The 12,327-nt window shown below is 43.4% G+C and carries 12 protein-coding genes and 2 pseudogenes; 5 read left to right on the top strand and 9 right to left on the bottom strand.

Annotated features, from left to right (window positions below; translation table 11 throughout):
• Positions 1-51 precede the first annotated feature (51 nt).
• Positions 52-371, bottom strand: a pseudogene (locus tag M1E09_RS09840) (ArsR/SmtB family transcription factor).
• A 369-nt stretch (positions 372-740) separates the two neighbouring features.
• On the opposite strand from M1E09_RS09840, the gene M1E09_RS09835 reads away from it, so the two are divergent.
• Together M1E09_RS09835 and M1E09_RS09830 are read left to right on the top strand one after the other, a co-directional pair.
• Entirely contained in the window at positions 741-2,411 is a 1,671-nt protein-coding gene (locus M1E09_RS09835) for a ribonuclease J (RefSeq protein ID WP_456274653.1), read from the top strand.
• Positions 2,412-2,463: 52 nt separating this feature from the next.
• Positions 2,464-2,904, top strand: coding sequence for a hypothetical protein (locus M1E09_RS09830; protein WP_456274652.1), 441 nt, complete (start codon positions 2,464-2,466; stop codon positions 2,902-2,904).
• A gap of 83 nt (positions 2,905-2,987) precedes the next feature.
• Here the strand turns inward: M1E09_RS09830 and M1E09_RS09825 are convergent, their stop codons facing one another.
• Positions 2,988-3,422, bottom strand: a complete 435-nt coding sequence (locus M1E09_RS09825; protein ID WP_456274651.1) for a cell wall hydrolase — start codon at positions 3,420-3,422, stop codon at positions 2,988-2,990.
• 259 nt (positions 3,423-3,681) lie between these two features.
• On the bottom strand, positions 3,682-4,122 hold the full coding sequence (locus M1E09_RS09820; protein WP_456274650.1) for a hypothetical protein: 441 nt from the start codon (positions 4,120-4,122) through the stop codon (positions 3,682-3,684).
• 272 nt (positions 4,123-4,394) lie between these two features.
• Between M1E09_RS09820 and M1E09_RS09815 the strand changes: the two genes are divergently transcribed.
• Positions 4,395-4,670: a YqhV family protein gene (locus tag M1E09_RS09815; RefSeq protein ID WP_456274649.1), complete on the top strand. Its 276-nt coding sequence runs from the start codon at positions 4,395-4,397 to the stop codon at positions 4,668-4,670.
• Positions 4,671-4,778: 108 nt separating this feature from the next.
• Here the strand turns inward: M1E09_RS09815 and M1E09_RS09810 are convergent, their stop codons facing one another.
• The 4 genes and pseudogenes from M1E09_RS09810 to M1E09_RS09795 form a co-directional block, all read right to left on the bottom strand.
• Positions 4,779-5,789: a DUF3231 family protein gene (locus tag M1E09_RS09810; RefSeq protein ID WP_456274648.1), complete on the bottom strand. Its 1,011-nt coding sequence runs from the start codon at positions 5,787-5,789 to the stop codon at positions 4,779-4,781.
• A 255-nt stretch (positions 5,790-6,044) separates the two neighbouring features.
• Positions 6,045-6,647: a methyl-accepting chemotaxis protein gene (locus tag M1E09_RS09805; RefSeq protein WP_456274956.1), complete on the bottom strand. Its 603-nt coding sequence runs from the start codon at positions 6,645-6,647 to the stop codon at positions 6,045-6,047.
• Positions 6,630-6,965 (bottom strand): annotated as a pseudogene (locus M1E09_RS09800) (PAS domain-containing protein); the annotation flags it as partial. The gene M1E09_RS09805 and the pseudogene M1E09_RS09800, both read right to left, overlap by 18 nt.
• Before the next feature lie 97 nt (positions 6,966-7,062).
• Positions 7,063-7,563, bottom strand: a complete 501-nt coding sequence (locus M1E09_RS09795) for a hypothetical protein (protein ID WP_456274647.1) — start codon at positions 7,561-7,563, stop codon at positions 7,063-7,065.
• A 74-nt stretch (positions 7,564-7,637) separates the two neighbouring features.
• Here M1E09_RS09795 and M1E09_RS09790 point away from each other — a divergent pair, with 74 nt between their 5' ends.
• Positions 7,638-8,195: a GNAT family N-acetyltransferase gene (locus M1E09_RS09790; protein WP_456274646.1), complete on the top strand. Its 558-nt coding sequence runs from the start codon at positions 7,638-7,640 to the stop codon at positions 8,193-8,195.
• A 93-nt stretch (positions 8,196-8,288) separates the two neighbouring features.
• A complete protein-coding gene (locus tag M1E09_RS09785; protein WP_456274644.1) occupies positions 8,289-9,530 on the top strand; it encodes an MFS transporter in 1,242 nt (413 codons plus the stop codon).
• A 269-nt stretch (positions 9,531-9,799) separates the two neighbouring features.
• Here M1E09_RS09785 and M1E09_RS09780 read toward each other — a convergent pair whose 3' ends face one another.
• Positions 9,800-11,404 carry an ABC transporter permease gene (locus M1E09_RS09780; RefSeq protein WP_456274643.1) on the bottom strand — a complete coding sequence of 535 codons (1,605 nt, stop codon included), beginning with the start codon at positions 11,402-11,404 and terminating at the stop codon, positions 9,800-9,802.
• A complete protein-coding gene (locus tag M1E09_RS09775) occupies positions 11,404-12,321 on the bottom strand; it encodes an ABC transporter ATP-binding protein (protein WP_456274642.1) in 918 nt (305 codons plus the stop codon). The genes M1E09_RS09780 and M1E09_RS09775 overlap by 1 nt, the downstream gene beginning before the upstream one ends.
• Between the last annotated feature and the right edge of the window lie 6 nt (positions 12,322-12,327).

Genomic DNA, 12,327 nt, shown 5'->3' with positions numbered 1-12,327 from the left:
CTTTTGGATTACTAAACTCATTTAAAATATGAAAGAATAAACTTCCCGTTTTTAACAAGAATTATCGCAGGCAATTCTCAGTCCCTGCTCTTCTAGTTCCTTCACTCTATATCCCTGGGGTAAAATTCGCTGTTTGTGTTTAATGAATAAAAAATCCATTGGCCTTGTCTCGATTCTTTCACTAATCCAGCGTCCTTTAGTTTGCGTAGATGCTGGCTGATGGCCGGCTGGCTCATTTTGAATATCTCGACAAATTCGCAAACACAGCAATCATGAAGGTCAAGAAGCTTGACCATTGTGAGCCTTGTCTTATCTCCAAGTAATTTGATGATTGAAGCCGTCTTTTCTATTGGGATCATTACTGAAGTCATGCAAACCCCTCCGATTGATATTCAATATATAATACTCTACTTATATAATAAAATGCTTATATAATATTTTCAAGAGTAGATATGTAAAGTTGAGTATTGAATTTAAATTTTGTGGTGTAAAAGGGGATTGGGTGTAAAGTGATTTTTCAATCGATTAAGATTCAAAAACAAGATTCATATCAACTTTCTCAGTTTCTGAAGTAATAAGATTTTCAGGATTTCAATTTGACTACTTTTAAGAACAAGTACTTATACATAGGCCAAATTAAAAGTCCTTATCTTCAAGTTATTAACTTGCTAAATACAGGTAAATAAAACCAGACTTCCAGGGAAAGCTATTTTCAACATACCTATAGGAGGACAACAGATATGAGTGATAATTCCAGCCTATTGTCGATTTTTGCCCTTGGAGGCTGTAATGAAATCGGCAAGAATATGTATGTCGTTCAGTATGGCGACGATATCGTCCTGATTGATTGTGGAGGAAAATTTCCGGATGAAAGCCTGATGGGAATCGATTTGATCATCCCGGATATTTCTTATTTGGAAGAAAATGCGGATAAAGTCAAAGCTCTGCTTGTTACTCATGGGCATGAGGACCATATTGGCGGTGTTCCCTATCTTTTGAAAAAATTGAATGTCCCCATTTATGCCACAAATTTCACCCTTGGATTGATTGAGCTCAAGCTTGAAGAACATAAGTTGCGAAGAGAAACGACGCTTGAAAAAATCGATACGAATTCAACTTTGAAGCTCGGTCAAATCGATGTTTCCTTTTTCAATGTCAGCCACAGCATTCCTGACTGTCTCGGAATCGTCTTTGACACACCACAAGGAAGAGTCGTCCATACAGGAGATTTCAAATTCGACTGGACCCCGCTTAATAACCAGAAGGCCGATATCCACAAGATGGCTGAAATCGGGAAAAACGGGGTGCTTGCATTATTATCAGAAAGTACGAATGCGGAAAGAAGCGGCTTGTCCCCTTCTGAACAGATTGTCAGCAGCCATATGGATGAAGCATTCATGAAAGCAGACGGGAAAATATTTGTCTCAACCTTTGCCTCTAACGTCAACCGGGTGCAGCAGGTAGTCCATGCAGCGATCAAGACAAACCGCAAGCTCGCCTTATTGGGGCGAAGCATGGTCAACGTCGTGTCGGTGGCAATAGAACGAGGCTACCTGACCGTTCCAGAGGGAATGATCATCGACCAGCGGGACATTGATTCATTTAACCCGGAAAAAGTGGCGATCCTTTGTACCGGCAGCCAGGGAGAACAAATGGCTGCACTCGGGCGTCTCTCGAGCGGCCAGTTCCGTGATGTATCGATTTACCCAGGGGATACGGTCATCCTGGCTGCTTCCCCTATTCCCGGAAACGAAAAAGCTGTTTCACAGATTATCGATAACCTGTTTAATCTTGGAGCCGATGTCATTTATGGAACAGGCAGCTCAACAGGGATGCATGTATCCGGGCACGGCTATCAGGAAGACTTGAAGCTCATGCTCTCACTTATGCAGCCGACGTATTTCATACCCATCCACGGTGAAACACGGATGCTCCATCATCACCGTTTGCTTGCTGAATCCGTCGGTGTCGAAAAAGACAATACCTTCATTATTAAAAATGGTGAGGTGGTCGATATCGAAAACTCTGAAGCTAGGCAAACCCGCACCGTCTCTTCCGGTGACACCTATGTGGACGGAGTCAGTGTCGGCGATGTCGGCAATATTGTCCTCCGCGACCGTAAACAGCTGTCCGAGGACGGAATCCTGATCGTTGTCCTCACATTGAGCAAATCGGAGCAAAGGCTGATATCCGGTCCCGATACGATCAGCCGCGGGTTCGTCTATGTAAAAGATTCCGAAGAGCTCATCCGCAAAGTGAATAACATCGTTAGGGATTCACTCGATGAGCTTCCTCCCGGCAAAGTGCAGTGGAAAGTCATCAAGCAGAGCATCATGAAACATGTCGGACAATATCTCTTTAAGCAGACAAGACGGAAGCCAATGATCATTCCGGTGATTATTGAAGTTTGATTATTAAAAACAGGAGGCGTTTTTCATTCGAAAATTAGTGTGGATCCTCATCTTGCTTTCTTGCCTGCTCCTTGCCGGTTTTGACAGAGGAGATCAGCTGGAAATCTCGAATATCGAGACAACGATTATCAAAGGGGAACGGCTGCTCAGATATGATATCAGGCTGAAAAACACAGGAAAGACCTCATTCAAGAGTGAATTTGATTATCCTGGGCAGCAACATTATGGAATCGAGGCAGTCATCAGGCCGAACAAAAAGCTGGCGGCTCAAATGGAAATGGTCCAAGACAGTAAGTATCCTAAGATGATGATGTGGAGCTCGGGCAGTACAGGTCTTATGGATCCCGGTATGGAAGGCCGCTTCCATTTGGAGTATAAAATAAAAGAGGCGGCGAATCTTGATAAAGTGGAACTTGCTGCTCTTGATGCCACCTTGCTCATCCTCGACGGGGTCGATATCGTTAAAGAATTCCCGTTAAAGAAAATGAGATGAATTCAGTTTAAATACAACGAAGTCAAAAACCCGCCCATCAATGGGCGGGTTTTACTAAAGAATGCAAATTCTACTTCAGCCATTCAATAAACACTGTCACACGTCCCGCCTACAGGTTCATAATAACAATGATTCTTGAATTGGCCGGCAAAAGGCTGGCCGTACCATGTTGGAGGGCATGGGGCATATGGATTAAAATACCAGAGTGCGTATTTTCCCGGGTGCTGCCTCCAATAATCAAGATTCTTTTTTGCTAACCTTTTTTCAACCGATCTCGCTCTGTTATAAAATAGGTTGCCTTTTTGAACCGCTTCGAAAGAGTAATTTCCTCCCTGCACTTGAAAAATGACATCATTAATGGTTCTTACATCTTTAAAATCAAGACAATCCGCTATCGCCCGGTTTACGATTACATTTCCAACATAGAGCATTCCCTGTTGTCCTTCACCTTCAGCTTCCGCTCTCATCATCCTTGCCATTAAGGCTACATCTGAATCCCGGTATTTTACTCTTGGCATTTTTTTCACCTCAGAAATATTGTATGAAAAAAGCCTATATTGATGTCATTATTTATTAATTCTGAGTGGTTATTTTGAAATTGCAAAGATGGCTGCATGAGTACAACATTTGTAGGATTGGTATTTTATGATAAGCTCCATTGGGATGTTATGGTAGCATGATGATTCCAAAGCAGATATCTGGTGTCAGATTGAAAGACACCGGGTTGGAAGAGGTACATGAAGTACAAGTGAAGGATGAATAACTACTTTGGTTCCTTCACTTCTTTTCCGCTCTTATTATGAAGCTTGTGAGGGGCTCTTCATCGACCGAAACGTCAAACATCCAAAGGCCCTCTTTGTCTAAAGAGAATTTGGCACCGCTTTGGTTATTCCCTATCCCCCTTTCATAAAGTTGAATGGTTTCATCTGTACCCTCATGAGTGGCCGACATTCGATACTTCTTTGCATTATGGTTCATTGATTCGTCTAAGAAATAGACACCATAATGCCTTCCTTCCCCAACCGGGAATGCCGGCTCATCAGCCTTTCCATTTAACTTTACAATCCCAAGCTTCCCTTCTGTTCCATACAGTGTCATGGCTTCATGCTGAAAAGGCACTGATTCCTTCCAAACGATTTCATCCTTCCCCTGACTGCATGCCGATAAAAAGACCAAAAATAAAGCAAGCAGAAGACATGAAATGGCTTTAACCTTCACACTAACCCCTCCTTGATAAAAAAGCGCTGGAACTGGATTCAGAACCGTCGCCTGGTTCTGAACAGAATATTTTAATACTCTTCAATAAAAAACCTCTTATTATAATAATTCCACCTTCCTCAGGAAATTCCTTGCCTCTGTGACCTATATAAAACTCATTCTTCCATTTGGTTGTCTTCCAGTCTATTCCCCGGCCTTCTCGCATAAAGTGTACAAGCGATTCCTTTAGGAAATTACATAATAAGAAAATAGAACAAGCGAGGAGACTTTGGATGTTTGTTTTTATAGAAAAAGCGCTTCTGGCCATGGTCGCATTACGGATCCTGTCGGGGAGCATTGAAATCGGCGCAGCCCTGCTGATGTTGAAATTCAATGATTTGCACAAAGCATTTATGATTAACTCCCTTCTTGCTTTTGTCGGCCCCACTATCTTTTTTTCCACGACAGCCATTGGGCTTGCGGGCCTGTCGGGAAGAATTTCCCCACTGAAAGCATCATGCCTGATTGCGGGGGTTTTGCTGATTGGGCTTAGCATCAAAATAAAATGAGCCGGCAGTATAGTTGCCGGCTCATTTCTTCTTTTACACTCTGCATGGATGAGTCCCATAAATGATTGGTTAGTGTTTCAATTTCAAATGCCTAGAAGCGAAATATAATCAATTATCTTTTATCAAACCTTCCCGGTCAATAGCTCCAGGCGGTTTTTCCATCCATTCATGCTCGATTAACAAGTTTGCTCCGTCTTCTGCCAAAATCCCTATTTCGGCTATCATTCGCCCGTAGTTGGCTGCGATGTCCCGTCTTTGGCTGACAGACAATGCCTCTCCATAATAACCGACTGCTGAAGACAGCAGTGTATTGATATGGAATAACATTAACTTGTCTGAGAAAGGAGGTTCTGTTGAATCAGTCACTTCCGTTTCAAAAGTCATCGGAACATTCAAATGATCTTCTTCAAGCATGGAAGATAGAATCTTAAAATGTTTCTGACAGATTTTCCGGCCTCTTAACATGAAGTCCCGAACATCTTTTGTTCGCGCCACCTGACTGAATCCCAGTTCTAATACCATCTTCCCCATTATTTTTTGCAAATTCAAATAGGTGCCGCTGATCTCCATTGCATTAATCGGCCTGCGTTTTCCAAACCATCCCGTTAGAAAGCTCTGCTTGCCGACAAATTCAATCTTAGGCCTATGAGTTAAAATAGGCGGTTTACTGATGATTCCCTTCTCCAACAATACCTTGGTTGACTTAGAATACAACTGCATCGTTTCTGTTGTACAGCCAATGTAGTAGCTCACTATGTCCTCACGAAGCGAACTGCCCACAGCACCTGCATACCTTGTCAGACCATGAATGGACATAATATTGATATAAAGGATTTTGTAAGTATCGGTAAATAAATCAGGCGCATCCAAATTTACATCTTCATCTGAAAATCCAACAGGGATGGGATATTGCTCCTGTTTCAGAAATTGTTTTGTCTTTTCCAAATGAAGCTCTGATAACCCCAATGCACCCTGAAGGATTTCTCTGATCGCATCATCCTTTGTTTTTTTCACAAAATACCTTAATATACATTTTGATAAACTATCATTTATGTACTGTGACCATATGACACCCAATTCTGCTGCAGTCATCGTGGTTTGGTGGTTCGTGTTCTCCAAAGTAATGGCCCCTCCCGCATTTTCAGTAGTAGTAGTTTAACCGGAAGGATTGCTGCCAATTCAAGAAAAAAAGCTCTATTTCCATTACTGTTTACCAAGCAATGCAGAAGTTTTGGATGCCTGAAGGACTTAATTGGCCTCATATTATTTTTGTGAAATTGATTTTTGGATATGGATTTTTGGATATGGATTTTTGGATATGGATTTTAAAAAAAGAAACGCAGCCATCACCGCGTTTCTTTGAATTCTCATTTATCAGACAATCGATGTAAACTCCTGAGCCTGTTTATCCAAATTGCCAGCCGAGCTGGAAATCGCATCAAACTCGCTCATGGCAATATCGATTTGCTTTTGGCTCTCTTCTACGCTTTGTGAGATGCGGTCGATGCTGCCTGTCACCTTGCCCACTTCCTGGACGATCCCTTCGATGTTATCTTTGACTTCCGTAATGGAAAGTTCCACTTTTTCAGAAAGCTTGCGGACTTCCTTTGCCACCACATCAAAGCCTCTTCCATGTTCACCTGCACGTGCAGCTTCAATGGCGGCATTTAGTGCAAGCAAGTTTGTCTGCGAAGCGATTTCGCGGATTGTTTTGACGATTCCTGTGATGAAGTTGGCCTGGTTCTGCAGGTTTTCCAGATTCTTCGCATTTTCTTGTGATTCATGGGAAATACGTTCGATCGTTGTCAAGAGCTCTTTGCTTCTTGACATGCCAAGCTCTGAGCGGGTATGAAGCTGTTCTGACATTTCTCTCAAATCATCGGCCATTTTTACGATTTGGTTTTGTCTCTGCGTAATATTTGTCGCTACTTTCGAAACCCCGACCACTTTTCGTCCGTCTTGTGAAAAAACGGGCATGTATGTCGCTTCAAGCCACAGCCTGTTCCCTCCGGCATCCACTCGTTCTATTTTCCCTTGATAACTGTTGCCTGCCAACAGGTTGCTCCAGAATTTCTCATACTCCGGACTATTTGCAAAAGCAGGAAAACAGAATTTTTTATGTATCATTCCTTGCATTTCAGAGACAGTATATCCCATTGCCTGCGCGAATAATTCATTGACATACGCAACGCGGCGGTTACTGTCAAATCGGATGATCGCCAAATTTTGCTCTATTGCTTTTACAACCAATTCGTCTGTCACCAGATGATTTTCTTCCTTCACGATCCCGTTCATATTTACTCCCCCAAAAGTCACAATTTGTAAATTTAGCAAATTGTTTGTCTATTTATATATAAAGATACCCCATATTAACTACTTAATCAACGAAACGTTACTGCTCGTCTGTAATGATCCCTTCTTCAAAAGAGATATCCTGATGCTGTAACACACCGAGATTTTTGTATGTAATTCGGACAGTCCTGATATCTTCCATCTCAGAATCCCTTGCCTTCGCCCGCAACGCCAGATGAAATTCATCTTCTGCCGTATAGCCCTTAACCGGCGTAAGGTCCTCTGCTTTAAGTTCTTCTGCGCTTATTGTCCCGAATCCTCTACTGCTGATGAAGGGGGTGATTTGTAAAGAATCACTGCTGTCTAAGACCCTTCCATCCTGTTTGATGAATTCTATCTTCTGGAGCACTGGATTCGCGATGCCGTCCCAGTGAAAATAATAGCTTAAGAAATATTCGCCGCCGCTTTCAAAATATGTTTTTGCCATGGTCGTATGAGACCATTTTGTGAATTCACCTTCTTTCGCAAGATAAATGATTAGGCCTGTTATTAGAATGAACGGCAGTATTAATGCTGCAATAATTCCAATTAGTTTTTTCATCGAATCCCCCCTTTTTTATCATATAATAGAAGTGTCAATATTGTCTGAATTTATTTTGGAAAGAAGGAGAAAATATGATGAACCTGTACTATGAGGTAATTCCCACAACTGATATTGCATGTTTGAGAGAGAGCTGCAATGAGCTGATGGCCTTTCAGAAGTCTGTTGCACATATCACACCTGAATTATTCGATGAGATGAACTTTGACACCAGGCTGCTGCCATCGGTGAAAAATGCCTTACATAATTATGCCATTGCGGTAAAAGACGGGGACTTGATTGTCGGCTATGTCTATTCCAATGTATCGCCAAAAGATGTGTATTCCAATGAATTCGCTACGTTCTTTGATATGGATTCAGTTGATGGCGACCTTGTTGGGTGTTTATCACAATTTTATCTAAAAGCTGAATACCGGAAATATGGAGTTGGTTCGGTATTGTTCAACATGTCAATGGAGTGGCTGAAACAGTTTGAAGAAATTGAAGACTATTTTATTTTCGTTTCCAATGGAAATGAGAATGCCCTCAAATTTTATCTACAGAAAGGCTTCATTGTCAGCCATGATATTCTGGATGGTTTTATCACTGTACTTAGAAGCACCAAGGAGAAGTTGGCAACATATGCAAAGTGACAAATTTATGAAATCGCTTTCATTCATATATTCATCAATCTTCCAATGGAATAAAATAGAAGTATAGGTTCCTACTAAAAAGGGGTTGTTTCTATGGGCAAATGGGAGATTTTCAAAAACAGGAATTTCGTAATGTATTGGCTGGGGTATCTTTTTTCTGCTTTAGGGGATGCCGTCTTCATCCTCAGTGTCTCCTGGATGATTGTTAAAATGACGGGATCAGGTGTCGTCATGGGAACGTTCCTGTTATTCGTTGGAATTCCCCGCGTTATCTTCATGCTTGTCGGAGGCATTGTCGTTGACCGTTTGTCTTCAAGGACTGTGATGTTCTGGTCGGACACTCTGAGAGCGGTCGTCTTGTTTATTTTTGCTGCAGCCTCTCTGACTGGGAATATTACCATGCCTTTGATTTTCGGTCTTGGAACTGTTTTCGGGATCGTCGATGCATTTTACTGGCCTTCAATCACAGCGATTCGCCAGCGCATTGTCCATAAAGAGCAGTATACCCAGTCCAATTCCGTCCTGACAGGTACCTGGCAGATTGCGGCGATTGCCGGACCGCTGCTTGGCGGTATCCTGATCAATTTGTTCGGTTTTACCTTAAGTTTCACCGTGACAGCCTTCAGCTTCCTGATTTCAGCGGTCACACTCTTCTTTATCAAATTGCTTCCTAAAGCTGGCGGAATGGTTACGGAAAATCCCAAAAAATCCGTACTCGGAGATATTAAGGAAGGCGCACGGTTTGTCTGGGAAAGTCCGATCTTGATGGTCATCATCATTACAGCGGTTTTTGGCAATATGGCGATGAGCACAATCCTTGTGGGACTGCCCTTCCTTGCCAATGACTATGGAGTAGGCGCAGAAGGATTGAGCCAGATGCAGGCGGGACTAGGGGTCGGCGGGATCCTTGCCTCGGTTCTGTTATCTGCTTTTATTGTGATCAAACGACCAAGTCTCCGTGCCAAAATGGTGATTCTATTTTTACAGGGAGGCATGATCCTCGGCATCGGATTTACCCAAAATCACTGGCAGGTCGCTTTCCTTATCGGATTGATCGGCGCTTTTGGCGCTACGCTTGGAGTATTGGAGCAGAGTATTTCGCAGACGATCATTCCACAGCATATGATGGGACGCGTCTACAGCATCATCCTGATTGTCGCACAAGGAATGACACCGCTTGCCCAGGCGATTAACGGCTGGTTGATCGATGCAGTCGGTGTGCATGACATTTATTTTTACGGAGGAGTGCTAGGAATGCTCTCAGGGCTTGTCGGGTTCTTTGTTCCGGCGGTTGTGAGGTATGGTGCAGAGACCGGAAAGACGGTGAATGTTTAAGTCGCAGGTCTGGATTTGATAACACCGGGGAGGTATTCTTCTCGGTGTTTTGGCTTGTTGAATTTTTGGAGACTTATAGATTAGCAGAAGACAGAAGTAAGTTAGCGGAAGCAAAAAAATAATTACCACTATATTAAATAACTAACCCTTTCACAAAGAAAAACACCGCATTGTGCGGTGCATTTTCTCTGTTTACTAGCGTTGTGGATTCGAACAGTCTTCAAAGTTTATTTTTATGCTCTCATTCAAATCAACGCCCTTACTCATCTTCAGCCTTGAATATCACGGCGATTATACCCGACAATCCCCGCAGCCATAACAGAGACAGAAATAACCGTCAAAATGGAAACACTCAGGAAATTCATCTCTTCAATCGGAAGCTCCGGGATATGGGCGAATGGAGAAATATTGCCTACCCATTCATCGAATTGGAACATCCCTCCCAAATATACAACGAAGAAGGAATAACCAAGATATAGCCATGCCAGCCCAGTCAGGTTGGGGAAGAAACCGACTAGCAATACGGCGAGCGCTATCAGCACCCACATTGCCGGAAGATAAACCAAACCTGCTTCAATGAATGTGAAAAATTCGATTCCATCCTCCATTACAGTGATAGCCGTTGCTCCGAGTCCGACTGCCGCCACACCCTGCATGACAAAAGCGACAATGAGTGCCAGAGCTAAATAGCTTCCAAGCAAGCGGGTTCTCGACACCGAACGGGCTAGCAAATGTTCCGTTCTACCCCCTTTTTCTTCCCCTTTCAGCTTGAAGACAACCATTAACGCCGGCACGGTACTGATCATTGCAACGATGGACATAATTTTTGCTGTAAATTGTTCAGTCAACGAAAATCCTTCCGCCGAAGGAAGTAACTGCTGCATCATCTCAATTTCGCTGAAGAAGGATTCTAAATCACCGAAGATTGACCCGTAAGATGCACCAATCAATAACATTCCAATTGCCCATGATATCATACCTGTTCGCTGCAGCCTCGCCGCAAGGCCGAATGGACTTTGCAGCAGGGGTGATGCAAATTTTTTGCCAGGACGTGAGGGAAGAAATCCAGACCCCATGTCACGGATTGAATTCAAATATAACGCAAGAAGGAAAAGGACCGCTGAAACAGCTGCTGTCATAATGACCGTCCACCAGTAATTGTTCACGTAAACTTCAGCACCAAGGATCCATCCTAATGGCGAAAACCAGGAAAGCGTCTCGTTACTGACATCTCCGATGGCACGGACCAAGTATGCAAGACCCAACAAAGTGAATGAAAAACCGACCGTTCCCCTTGAAGATTCAGACAGCTGGGCAAACACTGCTGTGATACCGGCAAAAACCAAACCGGTCGCACCAAGCGCTGCACCATATAACAGAGAGCCATTCAAGTCAATGCTCTCGATACCAAGACCGAATAATCCAAATCCGATGATGAGTGCAAGCAAAACATTTGTTAAAACCATCGAAAGGATCGTTGCATTCAAATTCGCCAACCTGCCTGCAGGAAGCGAGCGAACCATTTCAATTCGTCCATCTTCCTCTTCAGCCCTAGTGTGGCGGGCTGTCAACAGAATGCTCATGATCGCCACGACAACCGCAGTAAAAAGCAGCATTTCATGAGCAAACATGGCACCGTAGGTATAATGATCAATTCCATACCCCTTCCCGAGCATAGCGGTCATGGCTGGGTTCATCATTGTAGCGGCAATTGCCTGTCTGCTCTCCTCTGTAGGATACAGCCCTTCAAAGGATGCAGCCGTCATCAGGCTTAAGACCGCAAATGAAAGTAACCAGACAGGAATCCGGATACGGTCCTGCCGTAAAACAAACCGGAATACCATTCCTGTTTTATTGAATAACTGGCTGGTCATCAGGATTCACCTCCGTCTCCCATGATTGAACCTTTGCCGCTTGTATCATAATGCTGCATGAACAGGTCTTCAAGCGTCGGTGGAGCACTTTCCAGCCGGGTGATCCCAAAACCGCTGACATATTGAATGACTTTATCCAATTCTTCTGAATCAACCTGGAAGGAAAGTTCCTGGCCGTTCTTATTGATATCATGCACACCTTTCAAACCCTGCAAGGATGCGATTGGCTTTTTGGTCTCCACCAGCAGGTTTGTGCGGGTCAGATGACGCAGTTCATTGAGAGTACCCGTTTCAATGATTTGGCCTTCGCGAATGATCCCTACTCTGTCACACAGCTTCTCTACTTCTGATAAAATATGGCTCGAAAGGAGAATGCTTTTCCCCTCTTCTTTCAGGTCAGATACACTCTCCTGGAATACATGTTCCATCAGTGGATCCAATCCGGATGTCGGCTCATCCAGGATATACAGGTCAGCACCAGACGCAAAGGCGGCTACCAATGCAACCTTCTGGCGGTTCCCTTTTGAGTAGGTTCTGCATTTTTTCGTTGGATCAAGTTTATATTTTTCAATGAGTTCTTCTCTCTTCTCAAGATTTGTTGAACCCCTCAATTTCATGAACAAGTCAATGACTTCCCCGCCGGTCAGGTTCGGCCACAGATTTACGTCTCCAGGAACATAAGCAATTCGTTTATGGATTTCGACTGCATCCTTCCAGGCATCCATTCCAAATATCTTCGCATCCCCGGCAGTTGCTTTCAGAACACCCAGCAAAACACGGATGGTAGTAGATTTTCCGGCACCATTTGGTCCGATGAAACCGTATACCTCTCCTTGATTCACTTCAATATTTACACCATCCAATGCGGTGAACTTCCCAAATTTCTTTGTCAGGTCATTCGTTTGCAATACAGCCATACCCGC

This window comes from Bacillus sp. AK031, from assembly GCF_053903065.1.
This window is presented reverse-complemented; position numbering and strand designations above follow the sequence as displayed.

Bases quoted from the DNA above. Each gene is read 5' to 3' on its own strand.
- M1E09_RS09815 (WP_456274649.1), top strand. From the start codon at position 4,395: ATGTTTGTTTTTATAGAAAAAGCGCTTCTGGCCATGGTCGCATTACGG.
- M1E09_RS09790 (WP_456274646.1), top strand. From the start codon at position 7,638: ATGATGAACCTGTACTATGAGGTAATTCCCACAACTGATATTGCATGT.
- M1E09_RS09835 (WP_456274653.1), top strand. From the start codon at position 741: ATGAGTGATAATTCCAGCCTATTGTCGATTTTTGCCCTTGGAGGCTGT.
- M1E09_RS09795 (WP_456274647.1), bottom strand. From the start codon at position 7,563: ATGAAAAAACTAATTGGAATTATTGCAGCATTAATACTGCCGTTCATT.
- M1E09_RS09785 (WP_456274644.1), top strand. From the start codon at position 8,289: ATGGGCAAATGGGAGATTTTCAAAAACAGGAATTTCGTAATGTATTGG.
- M1E09_RS09775 (WP_456274642.1), bottom strand. From the start codon at position 12,321: ATGGCTGTATTGCAAACGAATGACCTGACAAAGAAATTTGGGAAGTTC.
- M1E09_RS09805 (WP_456274956.1), bottom strand. From the start codon at position 6,647: ATGCCCGTTTTTTCACAAGACGGACGAAAAGTGGTCGGGGTTTCGAAA.
- M1E09_RS09825 (WP_456274651.1), bottom strand. From the start codon at position 3,422: ATGCCAAGAGTAAAATACCGGGATTCAGATGTAGCCTTAATGGCAAGG.
- M1E09_RS09780 (WP_456274643.1), bottom strand. From the start codon at position 11,404: ATGACCAGCCAGTTATTCAATAAAACAGGAATGGTATTCCGGTTTGTT.